This is a genomic window from uncultured Serinicoccus sp., from assembly GCF_947500995.1.
Lineage (GTDB): Bacteria > Actinomycetota > Actinomycetes > Actinomycetales > Dermatophilaceae > Ornithinicoccus.
In genome coordinates this window covers 607553-632120 of record NZ_CANMUA010000001.1, presented here as the reverse complement: position 1 = coordinate 632120, position 24568 = coordinate 607553, and the positions used below count along the sequence as shown (strand labels likewise).

The 24568-nt window shown below is 74.3% G+C and carries 27 protein-coding genes and 1 pseudogene; 25 read left to right on the top strand and 3 right to left on the bottom strand.

What is annotated here, in order from left to right; translation table 11 throughout:
* Nucleotides 1-15 precede the first annotated feature (15 nt).
* From Q0967_RS02815 to radA, 3 genes are all read right to left on the bottom strand, one after another.
* The gene (locus Q0967_RS02815; protein ID WP_298749029.1) at nucleotides 16-924 is read right to left on the bottom strand and encodes an A/G-specific adenine glycosylase; all 909 of its coding nucleotides are present in this window, start codon (nucleotides 922-924) and stop codon (nucleotides 16-18) included.
* A 1-nt stretch (nucleotide 925) separates the two neighbouring features.
* Nucleotides 926-2008, bottom strand: a complete 1083-nt coding sequence (disA, locus tag Q0967_RS02810; protein ID WP_298749028.1) for a DNA integrity scanning diadenylate cyclase DisA — start codon at nucleotides 2006-2008, stop codon at nucleotides 926-928.
* Nucleotides 2009-2127: 119 nt separating this feature from the next.
* A complete protein-coding gene (gene radA / locus Q0967_RS02805; protein ID WP_298749027.1) occupies nucleotides 2128-3534 on the bottom strand; it encodes a DNA repair protein RadA in 1407 nt (468 codons plus the stop codon).
* A 128-nt stretch (nucleotides 3535-3662) separates the two neighbouring features.
* Here radA and Q0967_RS02800 point away from each other — a divergent pair.
* The 25 genes and pseudogenes from Q0967_RS02800 to Q0967_RS02680 all read left to right on the top strand — a co-directional run.
* Nucleotides 3663-3755 (top strand): annotated as a pseudogene (locus Q0967_RS02800) (Ppx/GppA family phosphatase); the annotation flags it as partial.
* Between the two features lie 20 nt (nucleotides 3756-3775).
* Nucleotides 3776-4585, top strand: coding sequence for a sugar phosphate isomerase/epimerase (locus tag Q0967_RS02795; protein WP_298749026.1), 810 nt, complete (start codon nucleotides 3776-3778; stop codon nucleotides 4583-4585).
* 6 nt (nucleotides 4586-4591) lie between these two features.
* Nucleotides 4592-5194, top strand: a complete 603-nt coding sequence (locus Q0967_RS02790) for a TetR/AcrR family transcriptional regulator (RefSeq protein WP_298749025.1) — start codon at nucleotides 4592-4594, stop codon at nucleotides 5192-5194.
* A 58-nt stretch (nucleotides 5195-5252) separates the two neighbouring features.
* A complete protein-coding gene (locus tag Q0967_RS02785; protein ID WP_298749024.1) occupies nucleotides 5253-6020 on the top strand; it encodes an ABC transporter ATP-binding protein in 768 nt (255 codons plus the stop codon).
* On the top strand, nucleotides 6017-6751 hold the full coding sequence (locus tag Q0967_RS02780) for an ABC transporter permease (protein ID WP_298749023.1): 735 nt from the start codon (nucleotides 6017-6019) through the stop codon (nucleotides 6749-6751). The genes Q0967_RS02785 and Q0967_RS02780 overlap by 4 nt, the downstream gene beginning before the upstream one ends.
* Nucleotides 6752-6767: 16 nt before the next feature.
* A complete protein-coding gene (locus Q0967_RS02775) occupies nucleotides 6768-7733 on the top strand; it encodes a proline dehydrogenase family protein (protein ID WP_298749022.1) in 966 nt (321 codons plus the stop codon).
* Nucleotides 7734-7738: 5 nt separating this feature from the next.
* Complete coding sequence (proC, locus tag Q0967_RS02770; RefSeq protein ID WP_298749021.1) at nucleotides 7739-8542, top strand: pyrroline-5-carboxylate reductase; 804 nt, start codon at nucleotides 7739-7741, stop codon at nucleotides 8540-8542.
* 75 nt (nucleotides 8543-8617) lie between these two features.
* Nucleotides 8618-9157 carry an N-acetyltransferase gene (locus Q0967_RS02765; RefSeq protein ID WP_298749020.1) on the top strand — a complete coding sequence of 180 codons (540 nt, stop codon included), beginning with the start codon at nucleotides 8618-8620 and terminating at the stop codon, nucleotides 9155-9157.
* A gap of 30 nt (nucleotides 9158-9187) precedes the next feature.
* Complete coding sequence (locus Q0967_RS02760; RefSeq protein WP_298749019.1) at nucleotides 9188-10375, top strand: acetoin utilization protein AcuC; 1188 nt, start codon at nucleotides 9188-9190, stop codon at nucleotides 10373-10375.
* A 224-nt stretch (nucleotides 10376-10599) separates the two neighbouring features.
* Nucleotides 10600-10800 (top strand): helix-turn-helix domain-containing protein, encoded by a 201-nt coding sequence (locus tag Q0967_RS02755; protein WP_058892081.1) that lies wholly within the window; start codon nucleotides 10600-10602, stop codon nucleotides 10798-10800.
* Between the two features lie 169 nt (nucleotides 10801-10969).
* Nucleotides 10970-11068, top strand: a complete 99-nt coding sequence (locus Q0967_RS02750; RefSeq protein WP_003792170.1) for a 30S ribosomal protein bS22 — start codon at nucleotides 10970-10972, stop codon at nucleotides 11066-11068.
* 80 nt (nucleotides 11069-11148) lie between these two features.
* Entirely contained in the window at nucleotides 11149-11430 is a 282-nt protein-coding gene (locus Q0967_RS02745; RefSeq protein WP_298749017.1) for a glutaredoxin family protein, read from the top strand.
* Nucleotides 11431-11585: 155 nt separating this feature from the next.
* Nucleotides 11586-12251 (top strand): redox-sensing transcriptional repressor Rex, encoded by a 666-nt coding sequence (locus Q0967_RS02740; RefSeq protein ID WP_298749016.1) that lies wholly within the window; start codon nucleotides 11586-11588, stop codon nucleotides 12249-12251.
* Nucleotides 12248-13618 carry a glutamyl-tRNA reductase gene (locus Q0967_RS02735; RefSeq protein ID WP_298749015.1) on the top strand — a complete coding sequence of 457 codons (1371 nt, stop codon included), beginning with the start codon at nucleotides 12248-12250 and terminating at the stop codon, nucleotides 13616-13618. The genes Q0967_RS02740 and Q0967_RS02735 overlap by 4 nt, the downstream gene beginning before the upstream one ends.
* Nucleotides 13611-14624, top strand: coding sequence for a hydroxymethylbilane synthase (hemC, locus tag Q0967_RS02730; RefSeq protein WP_298749014.1), 1014 nt, complete (start codon nucleotides 13611-13613; stop codon nucleotides 14622-14624). The genes Q0967_RS02735 and hemC overlap by 8 nt, the downstream gene beginning before the upstream one ends.
* Nucleotides 14621-16264, top strand: a complete 1644-nt coding sequence (locus Q0967_RS02725; RefSeq protein ID WP_298749013.1) for a uroporphyrinogen-III synthase — start codon at nucleotides 14621-14623, stop codon at nucleotides 16262-16264. Before hemC ends, Q0967_RS02725 begins: the two co-directional genes overlap by 4 nt.
* On the top strand, nucleotides 16261-17253 hold the full coding sequence (gene hemB / locus Q0967_RS02720; protein WP_298749012.1) for a porphobilinogen synthase: 993 nt from the start codon (nucleotides 16261-16263) through the stop codon (nucleotides 17251-17253). The genes Q0967_RS02725 and hemB overlap by 4 nt, the downstream gene beginning before the upstream one ends.
* A 4-nt stretch (nucleotides 17254-17257) precedes the next feature.
* Nucleotides 17258-17731 (top strand): MarR family winged helix-turn-helix transcriptional regulator, encoded by a 474-nt coding sequence (locus Q0967_RS02715; protein ID WP_298749011.1) that lies wholly within the window; start codon nucleotides 17258-17260, stop codon nucleotides 17729-17731.
* 48 nt (nucleotides 17732-17779) lie between these two features.
* Nucleotides 17780-19102 (top strand): glutamate-1-semialdehyde 2,1-aminomutase, encoded by a 1323-nt coding sequence (gene hemL / locus Q0967_RS02710; protein ID WP_298749009.1) that lies wholly within the window; start codon nucleotides 17780-17782, stop codon nucleotides 19100-19102.
* A 46-nt stretch (nucleotides 19103-19148) separates the two neighbouring features.
* On the top strand, nucleotides 19149-19859 hold the full coding sequence (locus Q0967_RS02705) for a histidine phosphatase family protein (protein ID WP_298749008.1): 711 nt from the start codon (nucleotides 19149-19151) through the stop codon (nucleotides 19857-19859).
* Nucleotides 19856-20515: a TlpA disulfide reductase family protein gene (locus Q0967_RS02700; protein WP_298749007.1), complete on the top strand. Its 660-nt coding sequence runs from the start codon at nucleotides 19856-19858 to the stop codon at nucleotides 20513-20515. Before Q0967_RS02705 ends, Q0967_RS02700 begins: the two co-directional genes overlap by 4 nt.
* Nucleotides 20512-21279 carry a cytochrome c biogenesis CcdA family protein gene (locus tag Q0967_RS02695; RefSeq protein ID WP_298749006.1) on the top strand — a complete coding sequence of 256 codons (768 nt, stop codon included), beginning with the start codon at nucleotides 20512-20514 and terminating at the stop codon, nucleotides 21277-21279. Before Q0967_RS02700 ends, Q0967_RS02695 begins: the two co-directional genes overlap by 4 nt.
* Nucleotides 21280-22971: a cytochrome c biogenesis protein ResB gene (locus tag Q0967_RS02690; RefSeq protein ID WP_298749005.1), complete on the top strand. Its 1692-nt coding sequence runs from the start codon at nucleotides 21280-21282 to the stop codon at nucleotides 22969-22971.
* A complete protein-coding gene (ccsB, locus tag Q0967_RS02685; protein ID WP_298749004.1) occupies nucleotides 22968-23966 on the top strand; it encodes a c-type cytochrome biogenesis protein CcsB in 999 nt (332 codons plus the stop codon). Before Q0967_RS02690 ends, ccsB begins: the two co-directional genes overlap by 4 nt.
* Nucleotides 23963-24211 (top strand): DUF4229 domain-containing protein, encoded by a 249-nt coding sequence (locus Q0967_RS02680; RefSeq protein ID WP_298749003.1) that lies wholly within the window; start codon nucleotides 23963-23965, stop codon nucleotides 24209-24211. Before ccsB ends, Q0967_RS02680 begins: the two co-directional genes overlap by 4 nt.
* The last annotated feature ends 357 nt before the right edge of the window (nucleotides 24212-24568 follow it).

Below are 24568 nucleotides of genomic sequence, written 5' to 3'. Positions count from 1 at the left end.
CACCGACGGCGTCGCTCAGGTACCGGGCAGGCGGAACCGTGCGCCGGGCAGGGGCTCGACCAGGCCCTCGGCGACCAGCGCGTCGAGGCAGCGCTCCCGCTGCCGCGCGGCCTCCTCCGGCTCCTCCGCCCCGGGCGTGGGCCAGGCGGCCTGCAGCCGCTCGGCCGGGACCGGCCCCGGGGAGTCGCGCAGGAGCTGCAGGAGGGTGCCCCGGCACTGCCGGTCCGTGCCGGTCCAGCGCTGGCCGCGACGCGGCGGGCCGCTGGGGGCCGGTGAGCCGGCCGCGCGCCACGCGCAGAGGTCGACGAGCGGGCACTCGGTGCACCGCGGTGCCCGGGCCGTGCAGACGAGCGCGCCCAGCTCCATGACCGCCACGCTCCACCTCGCGGCCACCGCGTCGTCCTGGGGCAGCAACCGGGCGGCGAGGGAGGTCTCGGCCCGGGTGAGGGCCGGGGCCGGCAGGGCGAGTCCGGTGACCGAGCGGGCCTGCACCCGCCGCACGTTGGTGTCGACGACGGTCGCCCGCCGCCCGAAGGCGAAGGCGGCGACGGCCGCCGCGGTGTAGTCGCCGACCCCCGGCAGGGTGCGCAGGACCGCCTCGTCCGCGGGCACCTCGTCGTCGTGGGCGTCGCGGACGACGGTCGCGGCGGCGTGCAGGCGCAGGGCGCGGCGCGGGTAGCCCAGCCGGCCCCACTCCCGCACGGCGTCGCCCGTCGGCGCGTCCGCCAGGGCCGACGGGGTCGGCCACCTGCTCATCCATCGCTCCCACACGGGCAGGACCCGCGACACCGGCGTCTGCTGCAGCATGACCTCGGAGACGAGGACCCCCCACGGCGAGCGGTCCTGGTCCCGCCAGGGCAGGTCGCGCCGGTGCACGGCATACCAGGGCAGCAGACGGTCGTGCAGGACCTCGGGGGCCGGCACGTCAGGAGTATCGCTCGAGGATCGAGCTCTCCGCGAGCCTCGACAACCCCTCGCGCACCGCGCGCGCCCGGGCCTCGCCGACGCCGTCGACCTCCATGAGGTCCTCGAGGCCGGCCGAGAGCAGCTGCTGGAAGGTGCCGAAGTGCGCCACCAGCCGGTCCACGATCGCTCCGGGGAGGCGGGGGATGCGGTGCAGCAGGCGGTACCCGGACGGGCTGAGCTGCTGGTGGTCCATGCCGTCGCCCACGACCGTGATGCCCAGGCACCGGGCGACGGCCGCGAGGTCCAGCAGCTCGGTGCTGTCCAGCGCCCCGAGGGCCGCCTGCACCTGCACGGGGTCCCGGCCCGCGTCGGAGGCGCCGATGTAGTCGCGGACGACGAGTCCGCGCTCGCGCTCGACACCGCCGGTCATCTCCTCCAGCTGCAGACCGATGAGCCGGCCGTCCACCCCCAGCTCGACGACGTACTGCTCGATCTCGGCGCTGATCCGGCGCACCATCTCCAGCCGCTGCAGCACCGAGGCGAGGTCCCGCACGGTGACGAGGTCCTCGATCTCGAGCGCGGACAGCGTGCCGGTCACCTCGTCGAGGCGTGAGCGGTAGCGCTCGAGCGTCTGCAGCGCCTGGTTGGCCTGCGCCTGCAGCTGGCTGCGGTCCTCGAGGACGTGGCGGATGTCGCCGACGTAGAGCGCGATGAGCGACATGGACTGGCTCACCGAGACGACGGGGAAGCCGGTCTGCTTGGCCGTGCGCTCGGCGGTGCGGTGCCGGGTGCCGCTCTCGCGGGTCTCGATGGTGCGGTCCGGGGCCAGCTGGGTGGCTGCCCGCACGATGCGGGTGCCGTCCCGGCTCAGCACGATGCCCCCGTCCATCTTGGCCAGCTCGCGCAGCCGGGTCGCGGAGAACTCGACGTCGAGCTCGAAGCCTCCGGTGCTGATGGAGTCGACCGTCCGGTCGCTGCCCAGGACGATGAGCGCCCCCGTCCGACCGCGCAGGATGCGCTCCAACCCGTCACGCAGGTCGGTGCCCGGCGCGACCGCGCCCAGGGTGGCGCGCAGCAGGGCCTCGTCGTTGCGCTCAGGCATGCCCACCTCCCTCCTGTTGCGCAGCCGGCGGTGCTCGCGTGCCGGTGGGGCACTGGGCCGATCCTAGGCGGCAGCAGGGGTCGCTCCGTCGAGCCGGTCAGACCGTTATGGATTCTTGATCAGGGACCCGGTGCGGCCGTGACGGTCGCCCGGGTGCTCGCCTGCGCCGCCGCGAGGACCAGCGCGACGGCGTCGCTCAGCGTCGCGACCTCGTGCACGCGCATCCCCGCCGGTGGCCGGCCCTCGGTGAGGGAGCCCACCGGGATGACCGCCTCGGTGAAGCCGATCCGGGAGGCCTCGGCCAACCGGCGCGGCGCACCCGTGACCGGGCGCAGGTCGCCGGACAGGCCCACCTCGCCCACCGCGATCGTGCCGACCGGCAGCGCCAGGTCGGCCTTGGCGCTGGTGAGGGCCAGGGCCAGCGCCAGGTCCGCGGCCGGCTCGGACAGGCGCACCCCGCCGACGGTCGCGGCGTAGCAGTCGTCCTTGGCCAGCGGCACCCCGCCACGCTGCCCCAGCACGGCGAGGACCATCGCCAACCGGGCCGGGTCGAGCCCGCTCGTCGTCCGCCGGGCCGACCCGGCGGCCGCCTCGCTGACCAGGGCCTGCACCTCCGCGACCAGCGGCCGCCGGCCCTCGAGGGTCACCGTCACGCAGGTGCCAGGCACCGGGCGGTCGCGGCTGGACAGGAAGAGGTTGCTGGGGTCCGCGAGGCCCGAGATGCCGGAGTCGCCGAGGTCGAAGCAGCCCACCTCGTCGGTGGGGCCGAACCGGTTCTTGACCGCGCGCACCAGGCGCAGCCGGCTGTGCCGCTCGCCCTCGAAGGCCACGACGACGTCCACGAGGTGCTCCAGCACGCGCGGTCCGGCGATGCCGCCGTCCTTGGTGACGTGCCCGATGAGGACGGCGGCGGTCCGGCGGGTCTTGGCCGCCTGGATGAGCGCCGAGGCCACCTCGCGCACCTGTCCCACGTTGCCGGGCGCCCCCTCGACCTCGGCGCTCGCCACCGTCTGCACCGAGTCGACGACGAGCAGGTCGGGGTCGGTCTGCTCGAGCTGTCCGAGGATCGTCGCGAGGTCGGTCTCCGAGGCGAGGTAGAGGGTGTCGGCCACGGCACCGATGCGCTCGGCCCGCAGCTTGACCTGGGCGGCGGACTCCTCCCCGGAGACGTAGAGCACCGACCGGCCCTCACGGGCCGCGCGGGCGGCGACGTCCAGCGCCAGGGTCGACTTGCCGATGCCGGGCTCGCCCGCCATGAGCACGACCGCGCCCGGCACGAGCCCACCCCCCAGCACGCGGTCGAACTCGCCGACCCCGGTCGGGCGCGCCTGGGCGGCCTCGGCATCCACCGTCGCGATGGGCACGGCCGGCCGGGAGGGGCGCACCGCGCTGGTGCGGACCGCGGCGGCCCCACCGCTCTCGGACACGGTGCCCCACGCCTGGCACTGCGGGCACCGCCCCGCCCACTTCACGCCCTGCCAGCCGCACTCCGTGCAGCGGTATGCCGTCCTGTTCGCCTTGGCCACGCCCCCCAGGGTAGGCGCCGGTCCCGACAGGCCCGCCGCGCCCGGGACGCGGCCCGCGGGCCGTCCCGGACGGCGTTCTGCCGCACGCCTGTGGGCCGGTCCCGGGTGGGTGCGGCATCATGGCCCGCATGCGCCTGGGTGTCGTCGACGTCGGATCGAGCACGGTCCACCTGCTGGTCGTGGACGTCCGGCCCGGCGGCCACCCGACGCCCGACTCCTCGCGCACGGTGGGGCTCGGCCGATGAGCACCCCCATCCCGGTCCACCTGTCGACCTCCTCGGTCTACCCCGAGAACGCCGCCTACGCCTTCGACCTCGCCGAACGGCTCGGTTACGACGGGGTCGAGATCATGGTGTGGACGGACCCGGTGACGCAGGAGGCAGGGGCGCTCAGCGCGCTCGCCGCCCTGCACGAGCTGCAGATCGGCGCGATCCACGCGCCGACCCTGCTGCTGGCGCAGCGGCTGTGGGGCTGGGAGCCCTGGGGCAAGATCGAGCGCGCGCTCGACCTCGCCCGCGACGTGCAGGCGCAGTGCGTGGTCGTCCACCCCCCGTTCCGCTGGCAGCGAGGGTATGCCGAGGGCTTCGTCGAGGGGGTGGCGCAGCGGCAGGAGCGCTGGGGCATCCCCATCGCGGTCGAGAACATGTTCCCCTGGCGCACCGGAGGCTCGGCCATGCAGGCCTACCTCCCCGGGCCCGACCCCCGCGACTACCCCTACAGCGACGTGACCTTCGACATCAGCCATGCCGCCACGGCCGGGGAGGACGCCCTCGACATGGTGCGCGACCTGGGCGACCGGGTGCGGCACGTGCACCTGGGTGACTCCTTCGGGTCCTTCCGCGACGAGCACCTCGTCCCCGGGCGCGGTGACCAGCGGTGCCGGGAGGTGCTGGAGCACCTCGTCCGGACCGACTTCCAGGGCGTGGTGAGCCTGGAGGTGAGCACGCGCACGATGAAGACGGCCGAGCGGGAGACGGCGCTCGCGGAGTCGCTCGCCTTCGCGCGCGAGCACCTGGGTCAGCACGACCTCCCGGGCGCCCCGGGGCGCTGAGCCGGCGTGGGCGTCGAGGCCCGACGGGGTCCGCGGCGGGGCGAGGACACCCGGGCGGCGATCCTGGAGGCGGCCCGGGTCGAGTTCGCGCGGACCGGGTATGCCGGGACCAGCCTGCGCGCCGTCGCGCGGGCGGCCGGGGTGGACCCGGCGCTGGTGCACCACTACTTCGAGGGCAAGGACGACCTCTTCGCGCAGTCGGTGGTGCTGGTCTCGCTGCCCGGGCGCCCGGCGTCGCTGGTGTCGCAGGTCACGGAGGGGCCGCGCGAGGAGGTGGGGCTGCGGGCGGTACGGACCTTCCTGGGCGTGTGGGAGGCCCGCAGGTCGAGCTTCGAGGCCCTGCTGCGCAGCATCGTCACCAGCGAGGAGGTGTCGCGGGCGGTGCGCGAGTTCCTCACCCAGGAGATCTTCGGCCAGGTGGTCGCCGGGCTCGAACCGGGGCTGGGTCCGGAGGAGCGGGACCTGCGGGCCGGTCTCGCCGCCGCCGCGGCGATGGGGCTGGCGATGGGGCGCTACGTCGTGCGGCTGCCGGGCGTCGCCGACGCGGACCCGGAGACCCTCGTGCAGCGCGTGGGACCGGTGCTCCAGGGCTACCTGCTGCCCCGCTGAGACCGGTCCGGGCGCGGCGGCCCTTGCGGGGTGGTGGGTGCGGGAGTAGTTTCATCACATGATGAAATATGCGGTGCGCGCGGAGGGTCTCAGCGTCCGTCGCGGACGGCACGAGGTCCTCCGCGACATCGACCTCGCCGTCCCCGTCGGGCAGGTGGTCGGTCTGCTGGGGCCCAGCGGCGGCGGCAAGTCGACGTTGATGCGCTCCGTCGTCGGGGTGCAGGAGCGGGTCTCGGGGACGGTCGAGGTGCTCGGGGAACCAGCCGGGTCTCCCGGGCTGCGCCGCCGCGTCGGCTACGTCACCCAGAGCCCGAGCGTCTACCGCGACCTCACCGTCGGCCAGAACCTGCGCTACTTCGCGACCCTCGTCGGGGCGGACCGCGGGCGGGTCGACCAGGTCCTCGGGCAGGTCGACCTGGGCGGGCAGGTCGACCAGCGGGTGGCCGACCTCTCCGGCGGCCAGGCCTCCCGGGTCTCCCTCGCGGCCGCCCTCGTGGGCCACCCCGACCTCCTCGTGCTCGATGAGCCCACGGTGGGCCTGGACCCGGTGCTGCGCCGCAGCCTGTGGCAGCTCTTCGCCACGCTCGCCGCCTCCGGCACCACGGTGCTCGTCAGCAGCCACGTCATGGACGAGGCCGCCCGGTGCGACCGGCTGGTGCTGCTGCGGGAGGGCCGCATCCTCGCCGACGACACCCTCCCGGCGCTGCTCGACCGGACCGGGGCCGACGACGCCGAGGGGGCCTTCCTCCATCTGGTCGACGACGCGGCGGCCGGCCGGACCGGCTCGTCGGCGCCCGGGCGCGCACCCCACCGGAGCCGGCGATGAACCCCACCCGCACCGCCGCGACCGCCGGCCGCGTGCTGGCCCAGCTGCGCGCCGACCGGCGCACGCTGGCGCTCATGCTCGTGGTCCCCTGCGTCCTGCTGGGGCTGCTGGCGTGGATGAGCCAGGACGCCCCGCTCTTCGACCGCTCCGGGGCCCAGCTGCTCGGGCTCTTCCCGCTGGTCGTGATGTTCGTCGTGACCAGCGTGACGACGCTGGGCGAGCGGACCTCCGGCACGCTGGAACGTCTGCTGTCCACCCCGCTGGGGCGGACCGACTTCCTGGGCGGGTACGCCCTGGCCTTCGGCGCCATGGCGGTCCTCCAGGCCCTGGTGGCCACCGCGTTCGCCGTCTGGGTGTGCGGCCTGGAGGTGCAGGGGCCGGTGGTCTGGCTGGTGGTCGTCGCCGTCGCGAGCGGGCTGCTGGGCACCACCCTGGGCCTGCTCGCCAGCGCGTTCGCCCGCACCGAGTTCCAGGCGGTCCAGTTCATGCCCGCCTTCGTGCTGCCGCAGCTGCTCCTCTGCGGCCTGTTCGTGCCACGCGACCAGATGCCGCGCGCGCTCGAGCTCCTCTCGGCCGTCATTCCTCTGTCCTACGCCGTCGACGCCCTGGGCGCGGTGGCCACCACCGTCGAGCCGGCCGCGGAGCTGGGCGCCGACCTGGCGGTGCTCGCCGCCTTCGCCGCGGGCTCGATCGCGCTCGCCTCGCTCACCCTGCGACGGCACACCCCGTGAGGCGTAGCCTGGGCCCATGGAGCTCGCTGACCTCAACCCGTCCGCCCTGATGCGCCAGACGCTGCTGGGCGTCAGCCGCAACACGACCCTGCGCCAGGTGATCGAGCAGGCTCCGGTGAGCCGGGACGTCGTCAAGCGGTTCGTCGCCGGTGACAGCACCCCCGACGCCGTGCGGGTGACGGGCGAGCTCGTCGACACGCACCGGCAGGTGACCATCGACTACCTCGGCGAGGACACGACCGACCCGGAGCAGGCCGAGGCCACGCGGGACGCCTACCTCGGGTTGATCGCAGCCCTGTCCGACGCCGGCCTGACCCAGGGCGGGGCGGCGGAGGTCAGCCTCAAGCTCTCGGCCCTGGGCCAGTTCCTGGGCCGGGACGGCCACGCCATCGCGCTGGACAACGCCCGGGCCATCTGCCAGGCGGCGGCCAACGCCGGCACCACGGTCACCCTCGACATGGAGGACCACACCACCACCGACCCGACCCTGTCCGCCCTCGCCGAGCTGCGCCAGGACTGGCCGTGGGTGGGCGTCGCGCTGCAGGCATACCTGCACCGCACCGAGCAGGACTGCCGCGACCTCGCCCACGAGGGGTCACGCATCCGGCTGTGCAAGGGCGCCTACAAGCAGCCGGAGTCGGTCGCGTTCCAGGACAAGGACGACGTCGACAAGGCCTACGTCCGGTGCCTCAAGGTGCTCGTCGAGGGGCAGGGGTACCCCATGATCGCCACGCACGACCCGCGGCTGGTCGAGATCGCCTCGGTGCTCGTCGCGAAGGCCCAGCGCGACGCCGACAGCTACGAGTTCCAGATGCTGCTGGGGATCCGCCCGGACGAGCAGCTGCGGCTGGCCGGTTCCGGGTCCCGCATGCGGGTGTACCTGCCCTACGGCGAGGACTGGTACGGCTACCTCGTGCGCCGGATGGCCGAGCGCCCGGCCAATTTGACCTTCTTCCTGCGCAGCCTCGCGACCAAGGGCTGACCGCCGTGCCGATCGCTCTCCTGGGAGCCGGCGTCATGGGCAGCACGCTCGCCGCGGCGCTCATCCGCTCCGGTCACGACCCCGCCGACCTCGTCCTCAGCGACCGCGTCACCGCCCGCGCCGAGCAGGTCGCGGCCCAGCACGGCACCCGGCACGACGCGCCCGCGGCTGCGGCGGCGGCCGCCGACGTCGTGGTGCTGGCGGTCAAGCCGCAGGACATGGCGGCCCTGGTCGCCGAGATCCGTGACCAGGTGCGCCCGGACGCCCTCGTGGTGTCCATCGCCGCGGGCATCACCACCGAGTTCCTCGAGCGCCGGCTGCCGGAGGGCACCTCGGTGGTGCGGGTCATGCCCAACACCCCGGCGCTCGTGGACCAGGGCATGTCGGCCATGAGCCCGGGCCGGCACTGCACGCCGGAGCAGGTGGAGCGGGCGCGCGCCCTGATGGAGCACGTCGGCCGGGTCGTCGTGCTCGACGAGGGGCACCAGGACGCCGTGACGGCGATCAGCGGCAGCGGACCCTCCTACATCTTCTACGTGGTCGAGGCGATGATCGAGGCGGGGGTCCTGCTCGGGCTCCCGCGCGACACGTCGACCGAGCTCGTCGTGCAGACGTTGTATGGTGCCGCCACGATGATCCGGGAGACCGGGACGCACCCGACGGTGCTCCGGGAACAGGTCTCCAGCCCGGGTGGCACCAGTGTCGCCGCCCTGCGGGCGCTCGAGGATCACAAGGTCAGGGCCGCCTTCCTGACCGCCATGGAGGCGGCCGCGAGGAGGTCGCACGAGCTGTCGCCGCGCGAGGAATGAGCCTCGGTGCCGTGTCACCGAGTGTTCACCCGTGACGGCGGGGCCCGGGCGACGCGTGTGAAAGAGTAGGCAGCTATGAGCGAGATTCACGTACGCGTGCTGGGCCCTGACGAGTGGGCGTCGTACAAGGACGTCAGGCTGCGTGCCCTGCGTGAGTCCCCGGAGGCCTTCGTCGCCTCGGCCGAGGAGGAGGAGGCGTTCCCCGACTCCCGCTGGCAGGAGCGGATGGAGCGCTCGCGCCGGGTGCTGGCCCACGACGGTGACGAGGTCGTCGGCGTCGTCAGCGTCGGCACCGGGCACCGGACGAACATCCCCGGCGCCGGGGAGCTCTTCGGTCTGTGGGTCGCCCCGGCCCGCCGGGGCAGCGGGGTGGCCCGGCGGCTGCTCGAGAAGGCCGCCAAGGTGGGGCGCGAGATCGGTCTGCGCCAGCTCGTCTACTGGGTGGGGACCGACAACGGGCGCGCCGTCGCCTTCGCCTCGAGCTTCGGCTTCCGGCCGACGGACGACCGTCGTCCCATGCGCATCCGCGGGGTGGACGAGGAGGATGCCGAGTCCGAGGAGATGATGATGGTCTACCCGCTCGGTGACGCCGCCGGGGTGCCCACCTCGCTCTGACCGGCGGCCCGCGTGGTCTAGCGTGAGCCCATGACGTCGTCGTGGGTGATGTGGGACGAGCGCTACGCGGCCTACGACTTCGGCCTGGGGCACCCGATGCATCCCAGCCGCCTGCTGCTGACCCACCGCCTGGCGCAGGACCTCGGGCTGCTGGGCCACGACGACGTGCGGCTCCTGCCGGCCCGGCACGCCACGGACGACGAGCTGCTCACGGTGCACACCCGCGATCTCGTCGAGGTGGTGCGGGAGGCGTCCGCGGACCCGTCCGCCGCCCGGGGACGGCAGGGCGTGGGCACCGAGGACACCCCGGCCTTCGCCGGGATGCACGACGCCTCCACGCTGGCCGTGGGGGCGACGATCGAGGCCTGCCGGGGGGTGTGGTCGGGCGAGACGGTCCGGGCCTGCAACATCGCGGGCGGGCTGCACCACGCCATGCCCCAGGCCGCCTCCGGGTTCTGCGTCTACAACGACATCGCCGTCGGGATCCAGCACCTGCTGGACTCCGGCGCCGAACGCGTCCTCTACCTCGACCTCGACGTCCACCACGGCGACGGCGTCGAGCGCTGCTTCTGGAACGACCCGAGGGTCATGACGGTGTCGATCCACGAGACGGGCCGGGCGCTGTTCCCGGGCACCGGCTTCCCGGGTGACACCGGCGGCCCCAGGGCTCCCGACACGGCGGTCAACATCGCCCTGCCCCCCGGCACCGGGGACGAGGGGTGGCTGCGGGCCTACCAGGCCGTGGTCCCCACCCTCGCCCGTGCCTTCGACCCGCAGATCGTCGTGAGCCAGCACGGGTGCGACTGCCACTACGCCGACCCGCTGGCCCACCTCGCCGTGTCGATGGAGGCGCTGGCGGTCGCCTACGGCTGGGTCCGCGACCTGGCCGACGACCTGACGGAGGGCCGCTGGGTCGCCCTCGGCGGCGGCGGGTACGAGCTGGTCGAGGTGGTGCCCCGCGCCTGGACCCACCTCATCGGGGTGGTGACGGGCCGGCCGGTCGACCCCACCACCCCCGTCCCGGAGACCTGGCGGCGCCACGTCGAGGAGGTCTACGGCCAGGACGCCCCGCGGAGCATGGGGGACCGGGGCGGCCGGGAGATCAGGGTCGGTCGGTGGGAGGACGGCCACGACCTCGACGACCCGGTCGACCTGGCCGTCATGGCGACCCGACGGGCCTGTTTTCCGGGCTGGGGGCTGGACCCCTACCTCGACTGAGGGCCGGTCGCACGGCGTGTCCGCACTCCAGCACCACGGAGACACACGGCGCCCACCTGCATCTTTGGTCACGCACGGCGTGTCGCGCTGGACATATTTGTCGTCACGACTTTCGCAACCTGCACTCCTGCCCCTAGTGTTAGCCCGACAACGGAGGTAGGCAGCATGCCGGAGGGGAAGCCGCGCGCGCTGCCTGCACATATTTGAGAGACGGGATGCGTCCTATGGCAGATGAGCGCCAGCTCGCTGAGATGACGTTCATGACCGTGGCCGAGGTGGCTGCCGTCATGCGTGTGTCGAAGATGACCGTGTACCGGCTGGTGCACTCGGGCGAGTTGCCCGCGGTGCGCGTCGGTCGCTCCTTCCGGGTGCCCGAGAAGGCGGTGCACGCCTACCTGGAGGAGTCCTACCACGGCACCGCGTGACCCCGTCCGTGCCCGTCGCCACCGGCGTGCCAACCACCGGGTGACCCCGGCTTTTGGGAGCCCGGCGCCCCTCGCGCTACGCTGACGTGGCTGTGCAGCGCCGCCCGAGGTCCTCGTGGACCGGGCCGCCGGCTGCACCACCCGGACCGACGACGAGAAGGATGGCCCCATGGGCTCTGTGATCAAGAAGCGCCGCAAGCGGATGGCCAAGAAGAAGCACCGCAAGCTGCTGCGCAAGACGCGTCACCAGCGTCGCAACAAGAAGTAGGACGTCCGGCGACACCGCCGACGACCCGACCGAGGCGCCCCGTCCACCGGGGCGCCTCGTCGTCTCCGGAGGGAGGGTCCATGCGCCTGCCGCGCCGAGCCCGGGCGCCGCGCGTCGAGATGCTGTCGCGCCCGGGGTGCCACCTGTGCGAGCAGATGTTCCAGGTGGTCTCGCAGCAGGTGCCCGCGGTGGTCGTCCGGGACATCGACGCGGAACGGCGGGCGGGGGTCATGGACCAGCGCGAGCACGACGGCTGGACCACCCAGGTCCCCGTGCTGCTCGTCGACGGGGAGCCCGTCGCCCGCTGGGAGATCGACCCGGCGGACCTGCGGGCCGCCCTGTCCTCCGGGCGACGCCGGTAGCGTCGCGGGGAAGCCTGCGGCCTGGCGTCGTTTTGGCGGAAGACGGGGTCCGAGCCTAGAGTTGATGGGGTCCGCGCCGATCGGTGCACGAGGGTCTGATATAAGCCCCCACCGGGTCGGCGCTGCCCATCCAGAGAGGAGCCGGTGCCGCCGTGATGGCTGAGTCGAACCGGCGAGGTGTGCCAGAGGCCACCGTCGGCAGACTCCCGGGCTACCTCCAGGCGCTGTCCACCCTGGCCGAGCAGGGGCGGGCCTCGATCTCCAGCGAGGAGCTGGCCGGTCTCGCGGGGGTCCGGTCGGCGCAGGTGCGCAAGGACCTCTCCCACCTCGGGACCTACGGCGTGCGCGGCGTGGGGTACGACGTCGCCCGGCTCGCCGAGCAGGTCTCGGCCGAGCTCGGGCTCAGCAGGGACTGGCCGGTGGTCATCGTGGGGATGGGCAACCTCGGTCGTGCGCTCGCGAGCTACGAGGGTCTGGCGACCCGGGGTTTCCACGTCGTCGCCCTGGCCGACAACGACCCGGCTGTCGTGGGGAGCCGCGTCGAGGGGATGACGGTGCAGGCGCTGGGGGACCTGCGTCCCGACGGTCCGGTGGCGGTGGGCGTCATCACCACCCCGCCGCACGCCGCCCAGGAGGTGGCCGACGTCCTGGTCGGATTGGGTGTGCACTCCCTCCTCACCTTCGCCCCGGGGGTTCTCGAGGTCCCCTCGGACGTGGACGTCCGCCGCGTGGACCTCGCCACCGAGCTGCAGATCCTCACCTTCCACCAGCACCAGCGTGCGGTGGCGGTCTCCGGCTCGGACGTGGAGGAGGTCTCGTGAGCGCGCTCGTGGTGGGGCTGTCCCACCGGTCGGCCCCCATCTCCCTGCTCGAGCAGGTGGTCCTGGACGAGGAGGCGTCGCACCGGCTCGCGGGCCGGCTCCGCGCCGGCGACCACGTCCACGAGGCGCTGGTCCTCTCCACCTGCAACCGGCTCGAGGTCGTCGTCGAGGCCGGCACCTTCCACGGGGCGCTGGAGGAGATCGGTGCGGCCCTGACCGAGGTCGGAGGGCTCACCCGGGACCAGCTGACCGAGCACCTCTTCGTCCACTACGACGACCGCGCGGTCGCCCACCTCTTCGAGCTGGCGTGCGGGCTGGACTCCATGGCCGTGGGCGAGAGCCAGGTGCTCGGCCAGCTCCGCCAGGCGCTCGCCCAGGCCCAGCGGCACGGGCACCTGGGGGCCTCGCTCAACCCCCTCGTCCAGCAGGCCCTCCGGGTCGGCAAGCGGGCGCACGCCGAGACCGGCATCGACCAAGTCTCCCGGTCGCTGGTCACCCTCGGGCTCGACCACGCCCGGGCGGTCCTCGGTGACCTGGGTGCCGCGCGCACCGTGGTCATCGGCGCCGGCGCGATGTCCGGACTGGCGGTCGCCACCCTCGTGCGCGAGGGCGTCGGCGACGTCGTCGTGGTCAACCGGACCCCGGCCCGCGCGGAGCGGCTCGCGGAGCAGCACGGCGTGCGCGCCCTCCCGTGGGCCGACCTGGGCGCCGCGGTCGGGTCCGCCGACCTGGTGCTCACCTGCACCGGCGCCGTGGGGAACGTCCTCGACGAGCCGCTGGTCGCCAGGGCCCGGAGCCAGGCCGGCCGGACCGGTGCGCCGACCGTCCTGCTCGATCTCGCCCTCCCGCGTGACGTCGACCCGGGGGTCACCCGGCTGCGCGGCGTCCACCTGTGGGGCCTGGCCGACCTCCAGCGGCCCGCGCAGGAGCGCGCCGACGCCGGCACGGGCGAGCCCGGCGCCGTCGAGGCCGTCCGCGGGCTGGTGACCGGCGAGGTCGCCGGCTATCTCGCCGAACGCCACGCGGCGCGGCTGGGGCCCACGCTGGCCGCCCTGCGCACCAGCGCCGCCCGGGTCGTCGACGCGGAGATGAGCCGGCTGGACCACCGGCTGCCGCACCTGCCGGACGACGAGCGCGCCGAGGTCAGGCAGACCGTGCAGCGGGTGGTCGACAAGCTGCTGCACACGCCGACCACCCGGGTCAAGCAGCTGCAGGCCGGCTACGACGAGGTCCCCGCCGACTACGCCCACGCCCTGCGTGAGCTCTTCGACCTCGACAGCCGAGAGGTCGCGAGCGTGTCGACGCCACCGCTCGGCGTGGTCGAGCGGGCCGCGGACCCCACGGTGGACGGGGGCGGCGATGACTGACCCCGGCACCGGAACCCCCGCACCGCCCGCCGAGGCCGCCGCCCGCCCGCTCCGGCTCGGCACCCGCCGCAGCGCGCTCGCCACCAGCCAGTCCGGCTGGGTCGCGGACCGGCTGCGCGAGGCCGGGCGCGAGATCGAGCTGGTGCTCGTGACCACCGAGGGCGACACCTCGCGCCGCAGCCTCACCGAGATCGGCGGCACGGGCGTCTTCGCCTCCGCCCTGCGGGGGGCGCTGCTCGACGGGCGGATCGACCTGGCCGTCCACTCCCTCAAGGACCTGCCCACGGCCCCGGCCGACGGCCTGGTGGTCGCGGCGGTCCCCGAGCGGGAGGACCCGCGCGACGTGCTGGTCGCCCGCGACGGTCTCGCGCTGGCGGACCTGCCCGCCGGCGCGGTGGTCGGCACCGGGTCGCCGCGACGAGCGGCCCAGCTGGGGCTGCTGCGGCCCGACCTGGAGATCCGCGACATCCGCGGCAACGTCGACTCCCGCATCCGGATGGTCCGTGACCAGGTGCTGGACGCCGTGGTCCTGGCCCGCGCCGGACTGGCCCGGCTGGGCCGGCTCGACGAGGCCACCCAGGTCCTCGACACCGAGGACATGATCCCGGCCGCCGGCCAGGGTGCCCTGGCCGTCGAGTGCCGTGCCGACGACACGGGACTCGCGGCCGAGCTGGCCGGGATCCTCGACCACCCGGCCACCCGGGCCGCGGTCAGCGCCGAGCGCGCCGCGCTCGCCGCGCTCGAGGCCGGGTGCACCGCCCCCGTGGGCGCCCTCGCTCAGCCCGGCTCGTCCGCCGAGGACCACCCCGCCGACGGTCCGCCGTCCGCCACCCTCATCCTGCACGCCTTCGCCGCCCTGGACACCGGGGCCCAGCGACGCGTGACATCCGGCGCGGTCGACGCGCCGGAGGAGCTGGGCCGTGCCATGGCCGCGCTCCTGCTGAACCGTCCCGACCCGAGCGGCCTCGTCGCTGCCGGGTCACACACCCCGGAGTCCGACCTGTGAGCACCGACGCCGCCCCCGTCCACCTGACCCACGCCCCGCTGCCCACGAGCGCCGCCGCCCGCGTCGCCTTCGTCGGTGCCGGTCCCGGTGACCCGGGGCTGCTCACCGTGCGGGCGCGGGACTACCTCGCGGTCGCCGACGTCGTCGTCGTCGACGCGGCCCACCAGGAGCAGGACGTGCGGTCCTGGGTGGGGGAGCACACCGAGATCGTCCGCACCGTCTGCGGTGAGGAGGGCCCTGCCCTGACCCCCGCCGCACGCTCCAAGCTGCTCGTGCGGACCGCCCGCGGTTTCGACGACGCCTCTCACCTGGTGGTCCGGCTGCTCGCCGACGACGTCTCCGGCGGGTCGCTGGTCGAGGAGGCCCGCGCGTGCCACGACGCCGGGGTCGCCTTCGAGATCGTCCCGGGGGTGAGCGCCGCCTGGGCGGTCCCGGCCTACGCCGGTGTGCTGCCCGACGGCCAGCGCGGTCAGGTCCACGTCGTGGACGCGGCCGACACCGGGGTCGACTGGTCGCACTCGGTCGCCGAGGAGGTGACGGTCGTCGTGCGCGGCTCCCAGGGGCGCCTGCAGCGCGCCCTGCAGCAGCTGCTGCAGGCGGGGCGTGCCGGGGACAGCCCGACCGCCCTCACCGAGCACGGCACCACCACCACCCAGCAGACCCGGGTGACGACCCTCCAGGAGGCGCTGGACGAGGCCGCGGACCTGGGTGAGGACACGGTCGCCGTCGTCGGTCACCCGGTGGAGCTCCAGGCCGAGCTGTCCTGGTGGGAGTCCAAGCCGCTGTTCGGCTGGTCCATCCTCGTGCCGCGGACCAAGGAGCAGTCGGGACCGATGGCCGACCGCATCGCCGGCTATGGCGCGAGTGCCTCGGTCGTCCCCACCATCAGCGTGGAGCCGCCCCGGACCCCGCAGCAGATGGACCGTGCGGTCAAGGGCCTGGTGACCGGCCGCTACGAGTGGATCGGCTTCACCTCGGTGAACGCCGTGCGGGCGGTCCGCGAGAAGTTCGAGGCGCTCGGGCTGGACGCCCGGGCCTTCGCCGGGCTCAAGCTCGCGGCCGTGGGCGGGGTCACCGCGCAGGCGCTGCGCGAGTGGGGCCTGGAGCCCGACCTGGTCCCGGAGGGCGAGCAGTCGGCGCAGGGTCTGCTGGAGTCCTGGCCTCCCTTCGACGACGTGCTCGACCCGATCAACCGGGTCTTCCTGCCGCGCGCGGACATCGCGACCGACACCCTCGTGGCGGGGCTGGAGGCCATGGGCTGGGAGGTCGACGACGTGACCGCCTACCGCACCGTCCGGGCCGCGCCGCCCGCCGCCTCGGTCCGTGAGGCGATCAAGGGCGGCGCCTTCGACGCCGTCTGCTTCACCTCCTCCTCGACCGTCCGCAACCTCGTGGGGATCGCCGGCAAGCCGCACCCCCACACCGTGGTCGCGTGCATCGGGCCGGCCACCGCGAAGGCGGCCGAGGAGCACGGTCTGCGGGTCGACGTGGTGGCCCCCGAGCCCAGCTCGACCAGCCTGGTCGACGCGCTCGCGGAGCACACGCGGGAGCTCATGGCGCAGGCCCACGCCCAGGGCGAGGAGTTCGTGCGCCCGAGCCTGCGCAAGCCGGCGCCGCGGCGCGCACGGTCGCGCCGGTGACGGCATACACCCGACCGCACGAACGCCCGCGACGGCTGCGCGCGACCCCGGCCCTGCGCCGGCTCGTCGCGCAGACCCGCCTGCACCCGGCCGACCTGGTGCTGCCGGTCTTCGTCCGTGACGGCATCAGCGAGCCGCAGCCGATCCGCTCCATGCCGGGCGTGGTCCAGCACACGCCGACGAGCCTGGTGCGGGCCGCCCAGGAGGCCCGCGACGCCGGGGTGGGCGGCCTCATGGTCTTCGGGGTGCCGCGGCCGGAGGACAAGGACGCCGTGGGGCGGGCCGGGCTGCGCGACGACGGCGTGCTGAACACCGCGCTGCGCACCCTGCGTGAGGAGCTGGGCGACAGCACGGTGCTCATGAGCGACCTGTGCCTGGACGAGTTCACCGACCACGGCCACTGCGGGGTCCTCGACGACGCCGGAGGGGTCGACAACGACGCCACGCTCGAGGTGTATGCCGAGATGGCCCTTGCGCAGGCACGCGCGGGGGCGCACGTCGTCGGCCCCAGCGGGATGATGGACGGTCAGGTCCAGGTGGTCCGGGAGGCCCTCGACGGCGCCGGCCGCACGGACGTCGCGGTGCTCGCCTACACCGCGAAGTACGCCAGTGCCTGCTACGGCCCGTTCCGCGAGGCCGTCGCCTCCACGCTCACCGGCGACCGCGCGACCTACCAGCAGGACCCGGCCAACCGGGGCGAGAGCCTGCGCGAGCTGCGCCTGGACCTCGAGCAGGGTGCCGACATGGTCATGGTCAAACCGGCCCTGCCCTACCTCGACGTGCTCTCCGACGTGGCCACGGCCGCGGACGTGCCGGTGGCGGCCTACCAGGTGAGCGGGGAGTACGCCATGATCGAGGCGGCCGCGTCCCAGGGACTGCTGGACAGGGACCGTATGGTGGTGGAGACGTTGACGTCGATCCGCCGGGCAGGGGCCCAGGTGGTGCTGACCTACTACGCGACGGAGGCGGCACGACTCCTAGGAGGATGACGGGATGGTGCGCTGGCTGGACGACGAGGAGCAGCGGGCCTGGCGCTCGATCCTGCGGGGCTCGCACCTCGTGCGGCTCCTCATGGAGGAGGCGCTGGACGAGCTCGGGGTCTCCCTCGGTGAGTACGAGCTGATGAGCATGGTCTCGGAGGCGCCCGGGGGCCGGATGCGCATGGCCGAGCTGGCCCACCTGGTGGTGCAGTCGCGCAGCCGGGTGAGCCACACCGCCAACCGGCTCGAGAAGCGCGGCTGGGTGGAGCGGGTGCGCGCCCCCCAGGACCGACGCGGCGTCGTGCTGGTGCTCACCGAGGCCGGGCAGGCGCAGCTGCACAAGCTCGCGCCCGTGCACGTGCAGAGCGTGCGCGCGGCGCTGCTCGACCACCTCACCCGCGAGGAGCTCATCACCCACGGCGACCTGATGCGCCGGGTGGTGCTGGCGATCCGCCACGGCGAGGACGAGGCGCTCGACGCCGTCTGAGGCTCCCACCGGGCAGGCCGGCGCGGTCCCACTCGTAGGCTGGTCGACATGACCGCCGAACCCGTGACCCACCCGGACACCGCCCCGGCCTCCGACGCCCTCCTCGCCCGCGCCCGGTCCGTCATCCCCGGCGGCGTGAACTCGCCGGTGCGCGCCTTCCGCTCGGTCGGGGGCACGCCGAGGTTCATGGAGCGGGCGCAGGGCCCCTGGCTGTGGGACGCCGACGGGCGCCGCTACCTCGACCTCGTCTGCTCGTGGGGCCCGATGATCCTCGGCCACGCGCACCCGGAGGTCCGGGCCGCGGTCACCGAGGCCGCCGCCGACGGCTTCTCCTTCGGTATGCCCACGGCCCGGGAGGTCGCCCTCGCCGAGGAGATCGTGGCCCGGGTGGAACCGGTCGAGCAGGTGCGCCTGGTCAGCTCGGGCACCGAGGCCACCATGAGCGCCATCCGGCTGGCCCGGGGCTTCACCGAGCGGTCCGTCGTCGTGAAGTTCGCCGGCTGCTACCACGGGCACGTCGACGCGCTGCTGGCCTCGGCCGGGTCGGGGGTGGCGACCTTCGGTCTCCCGGACAGCCCGGGTGTCCCGGCCAGCGCGGCTGCCGAGACCGTGGTGCTGCCCTACAACGACGTCCCCGCGCTCGAGGCGGCCTTCGCCGAGCGGGGCCCGGAGATCGCCGCGGTCATCACCGAGGCCGCGGCGGGCAACATGGGCGTGGTGCCGCCGGCGCCCGGTTTCACCGATGCGCTGCGGCGGCTCACCCGTGAGCACGGGGCCCTGCTGGTCAGCGACGAGGTCATGACCGGCTTCCGCTGCTCGGCCTCGGGGTGGCTCGGTCTGGAGGGGGTCCCCGAGGGCGGCGCGCCCGACCTGTTCACCTTCGGCAAGGTCATGGGCGGCGGTTTCCCGGCGGCGGCCTTCGGCGGCCGGGCCGACGTCATGGCCCGGCTCGCCCCGGACGGACCCGTCTACCAGGCCGGGACGCTGTCGGGGAACCCGGTCGCCTCGGCCGCCGGGCTCGCCACCCTGCAGCGGTGCACGGACGAGGTCTACCAGCGCCTCGACGAGGTGAGCGAGGCGCTCGCCGGTGCCGTCACCGACGCCTTCACGCGCCACGGCATACCCCACCGCATCCAGTGGGCGGGCTCGATGTTCAGCGTCTTCTTCCGGGAGGGCCAGGTCACCGGCTACGAGGACGCCAAGGACCAGGACACCGCCCTCTTCGGCCGGTTCTTCCACGCCATGCTGCGCCGGGGGGTGCACCTGCCGCCGAGCTGCTTCGAGTCGTGGTTCGTCTCCGCCGCGCACGACGACGAGGCGGTCGAGCACGCGGTGCGGGCGATCGGGGAGAGTGCGGCGGAGGTCGCCTGAGGGGCGTCCCAGCGTCTGCTCAGCGAGCCGTGGGACAATCGCGCGTATGTCTGGAGCCGACGGTCTGCCCCCCAGCGAGGGCACCCCACGGACCCTCCACGACGGCACCCCCGTCACCCTCGTGCACGTCGTGCGGCACGGCGAGGTGCACAACCCCGAGCGCGTCCTCTACGGCCGGCTCCCCGGCTACCACCTGTCCGACCTCGGTCGGCGGATGGCGCAGGCCACCGCGGAGCACCTGGCCGACCGGGACGTCCGACGGGTCGTGAGCTCCCCCCTGGAGCGGGCCCGGGAGACGGCGCAGCCGATCGCGGGGGCCCACGGCCTGGAGGTCGAGGTCGACGAGCGCTTCCTGGAGAGCGGCAACGCCTTCGAGGGTGAGCGGGTGGACCGGCGCATGCTGGCCGACCCCCGGCACTGGCCGCTCTACGTCAACCCCTTCCGGCCCTCCTGGGGCGAGCCCTACGCCGAGATCGCCACCCGGATGCGGGCCGGGCTGGACGCCCTGCGCCAGCAGGTCAAGGGCTACGAGGGCGTCGTGGTCAGCCACCAGCTGCCGATCTGGACGCTGCGCCGCGCCGTGCAGGGGGAGCGGCTGTGGCACCACCCGCGGCGGCGCCGGTGCAGCCTGGCCTCGGTGACCACCGTCCTTTTCCACGGCCCGCTGCCCGTCCGGGTCATGTATGCCGAGCCGGCCGGTCATCTGCTCGACGCGGCCGTCGACGTGACCGGCGAGGCCGGCGAGGTGGCGCGGTGAGCGCGGCACCGACGCGCGGCGGCCGTCGCCCACGGGCGACGAGGGTCCTCCTGGCCCCCGCACTCCTCCCCGTGGCCCTCCTCGCGGGCTGCACCGGGGACGACGGCACGAGCATCAACGAGCAGATGCGGCAGGGCGACCAGAAGGGCTACGTCGCCGGTGACGGGACCATCCAGCAGGTCGCCGTCGGCGAGCGCGACCAGGAGGTGACCCTCGAGGGCACCACCCTGGAGGACGAGCCCTGGAGCAGCACGGACCACGCCGGCGAGGTGGTCGTGGTCAACGTCTGGGGCTCCTGGTGCGGACCCTGCGTGGCCGAGGTCCCCGACCTCGTCGAGGTCGAGACCGCGCTGCGGGAGGCGGGGGAGCCGGTGACCTTCATCGGCCTCAACTCGCGCGACACCATCCCCAACGCGCTGGCCTTCGAGACGAGGTACGACGTCCCCTACCCGTCCCTTCAGGACGACGGCGGTCGCACCCGCGCCCAGCTCGGCAGCCTGGCGGTGGCCACCCCGACCACCCTGGTGATCGACGGGGAGGGCCGGCTCGCGGCCCGGGTCAGCGGTGAGGTCGACGCCACCACCCTGCGCGGCCTCGTCGACGACGTCCTGGCCGACGGCACCGTGCAGGCGGGCGGGGAGGGGGCGGCCGGGTGAGCGACCTCGTCCTCACCGGTCCGCTGCTGCTGGCCGTGGGTGTGGCCGCGCTCGCGGGCGTGGTCTCCTTCGCCTCGCCCTGCGTGCTCCCGCTCGTGCCCGGCTTCCTCGGCTACCTCGGCGGTATGACGCCCGGTCGCCCGGGCGAGGACGCGGCGGCGGCCGGCGGCGCGGGACGGGCGCGGGGCCGGCTGGTGCTCGGCGCGCTGCTCTTCGTGCTGGGCTTCACCGCGGTCTTCCTCCTCATGAGCGTGGCCATCTCCGGGCTGGGACTGGCCCTCGTCCAGCACCAGGGAGTGCTGCTGCGCGTGGCCGGGGCGGTCGTGCTCGTCCTCGGGCTCGTGATGGTCGTGCAGCCGAGCGCCTCCTGGCAGCTGCGCTGGCGGCCGGCCGCCGGCCTGGCCGGGGCGCCCCTGCTGGGCGTGGCCTTCGGGCTGGGCTTCACCGCCTGCACCGGCCCGGCGCTCGCGGCGATCCAGACCCTCGGCACCTCGATCGTGCCGGGGGAGGACCAGGTGGGCCGCGCGCTGGTGCTGGGCACGGCCTACAGCCTCGGCCTGGGCCTGCCCTTCCTCCTCGTGGCGGCGGGGGTCGGCTGGGTGAGCCGGGCCTCCCGGTGGCTGCGCGACCACTACCTGGTCATCCAGCGCGTGGGCGGCGGGCTGCTCGTCGTGCTGGGGCTGCTCATGCTCAGCGGGGTGTGGGCGGGCCTGACCGCGTGGGTGCAGGCGCAGCTGGTCAGCGGCTTCGAGACGGTGCTCTAGATGGCGACCGACCAGCAGGCCCGGCAGCGGATCGAGTCGAGCTACCCCAAGGACCGCACCACCCTCGGCGGGCCCCGGCTCGGCCCGCTGGGGTGGGCGCGCTGGGCCTGGCGGCAGCTCACCAGCATGCGCACGGCCCTGGCCCTCCTGCTGCTGCTGGCGGTCGCCGCCATCCCCGGGTCGATCTTCCCCCAGCGCGGCGTCGACCCGGTCCGGGTGCGGCAGTACTTCGAGGACGACCCCGGCCTGGCCCGGTGGCTGGACCGGTTCGGGATGTTCGAGGTCTACTCCTCGCCGTGGTTCGCCTCGATCTACCTGCTGCTCATGATCAGCCTGGTCGGGTGCGTCCTGCCGCGGATGCGCCAGCACCTGCGGGCCGTCCGGGCGCAGCCGCCGCGCACCCCGGCCCGGCTCGGGCGGCTCCCGGTGCACCGCCACGTCGTGCTGGACGCCGCGCCCGACGACGTGGTGGCGGCGGCCCGGGCCCGGCTGTCCGCACGGCGCTTCCGGCTGCGCGAGGAGGAGGACGGCGCCCTCGTCGTGGCCGCCGAGAAGGGCTTCGCCAAAGAGACCGGCAACCTGCTCTTCCACCTGGCGCTGCTCGGCATCATCGTCGCCGTCGCGGTGGGCCACCTCTTCGGCTGGCGCGGCGAGATCATCATCAAGGAGGGCGAGTCCTGGACGGCGGGGGCGGGCACCTTCGACACCCTGAGCCTCGGCCCGCTCGTCGACGAGTCCGACATCCCGGCGTTCACGGTCCGGGTGGACGACCTCGACGTGCAGTTCGAGGCGCAGGCCGAGGGCGCGCAGTTCGGCCAGCCTCGGGTCTTCCGGGGGGTGGCCACCATCGAGGCCGACGGGTCCGAGCGCCAGGTCGGCTTCGGGGTCAACGACCCGCTGTCCATCGACGGCACCTCGATGTTCCTCCTCGGCAACGGCTACGCCCCGGTCGTCACCGTCCGTGACGCGGCCGGGGAGATCCTCTTCTCCGACGCCGTGACCTTCCTGCCGCAGGACAACACCTACGGCTCGGACGGCGTCATCAAGGTGCCCGGCGCCGAGCCCGGGCTGGGCTTCGCCGGCGGCTTCCTGCCCACCCTGGACATCAGCGAGGCCGGGATGACGTCCTCCTTCCCGGGTCTGGTCGACCCGGCCCTGGTGCTCACGGCCTACGAGGGCGAGCTCTTCCCGGAGGGGCGCTCGCAGTCGGTCTTCTCGCTGCCCACCGAGTCCCTGGACCAGGTCATGCAGGACGACGGCCAACCCAGCCGGATGCTGCTGCGCCCGGGCGACACCCTGGAGATCCCCGGCGACCGGGGCACCATCGAGATGGAGACGGTCATCCGCTGGGGCGGCCTGCTCGTGCGGCACGACCCGGGTCGTCTGCCGGCCCTGCTCTTCGCCGGCACGGCGCTGGTCGGGCTGGTGCTCATGCTCGGCGTCCGGCGGCGCCGGGTCTTCGTCCGCGTCCACCCGGGTGCGGGCGACCCCGCCGACCCGGGCTCGCGGCATACTGGACTGAGCGTCGCCGCCCTGCCCAAGGGCACCGACCCCGGCCTGGACGACCTGGTCGACGAGCTCGTCGAGCAGATCGCCGGGGCGAGCGGCGGCCGGGTCCTCGAGCCCGACCGGGCGACCGGTGACGCCGCGGACGCGGCGCGGGACGACGCGCGAGACAAGGATGAGGTATGACGAACGCTTCCCTGGCCCAGGCCAGCGACCTCGCGATCTGGACCAGCATCGTGGTGCTGGCCCTGGCGATGGTCGCCTTCTCGGTGCACCTCGCGGTCACCGGTTCGAGGCGCACCCGCCGCGCCGACCGCACGGCGCGGGAGGACGTCCCGGTGGCGGCCGGAGCCGGCCGCGCGGTGCCGCCGAGCCCTGCCGGGGTCGGGTCCGGCACGGTCCTCGCGCCGGCCCCCGACACCCCCGCGCCCACCCGCCGCTGGGGTGTGGTCGGCCTGCAGCTCACCTGGCTGGGGACCTTCCTCGTCGTGGCCGGCACGGTGCTGCGCGGTCTGTCGGTGACCCGCGCCCCGCTGGGCAACATGTACGAGTTCGCGCTGTTCACGGCCTCCTTCGCGCTGGTCGTCTACTCCGCGTGGAGCCTGCGCAAGGACCGCCTCTGGCTCGGCGCCTTCGTCGTCGTGCCGGTGCTGCTCATCCTCGGGGCCGCCAAGCTGTGGTGGTACACCGAGGCCTCCCAGCTCATGCCGGCCCTGGACAACATCTGGCTGGTCATCCACGTCACGGTCGCCACCCTGTCCATCGCCCTCTTCCTGATCGGAGCGGCGGTCGCGACGGCCTACCTGCTCCGCGACAGCGCCCAGCGCAAGGGGGAGGTGCGGGGTTGGCTGGCCGCGCTGCCGGAGGCGGTGAAGCTCGAGCGGATCACCTACGGCGTGCACATCGTGGCCTTCCCGCTGTGGACCTTCGCGGTGATGTCGGGCGCCGTGTGGGCCGAGCAGGCCTGGGGCCGCTACTGGGGGTGGGATCCCAAGGAGACGTGGAGCTTCGTCATCTGGGTGGTCTACGCCGCCTACCTGCACGCACGCGCGACGTCCGGGTGGACGACGCGTCGGGCGACCTGGGTCGCCATCGCCGGGTTCGCCTGCATCGTCGTCAACTACACCGTGGTCAACCTGCTCATGACCGGGCTGCACTCCTACTCGGGGGTCGCGAATTGATCGTCGCCCGCTACACCGCGATGCGGCTGCTCGTCTTCATCGGCTTCTTCGCCCTCGGCCGGCTGCTCACCCTGAACGTGCTGTGGGCGGCCGTGCTGGCGGCGGTGGCCTCCATGGTCGTCTCCTACTTCCTCCTGGCCCCGGACCGGGAGCGGCTCGCGGCCGGCCTCGAGCGGCGCGTCGAGGACCGCATGGAGCGCCGCCGGGCCCAGATCGAGGACGAGCGGGTCGACGAGGAGGACTGAGCCGCGGTCGTGCGCGGTGGTGGCCCTCCAGGGGCCACGACCGCACACGTGGAGGCTTGGCGAGGCTGGTCGAGCGGTCGGGTGGGCTGGCTTGTGCGCGGTGGTGGCCCTCCAAGGGCCACGACCGCACACACGTAGGGCTCGCGGAGGCCGTGTGGCACAGGACGGGGCCTCGCCGGGGCCTGAGCGATCAGGTGGGGCTGGTCTGTGTGCGGTGGTGGCCCTCCAGGGGCCAGAACTGCGCACGTAGAGCTTGGCGAGGCTGGTCGAGCGGTCGGGTGGGCTGGCTTGTGCGCGGTGGTGGCCCTCCAAGGGCCACGACCGCACACGCAAGAGCCCCTGGGGACGGGATCGCGC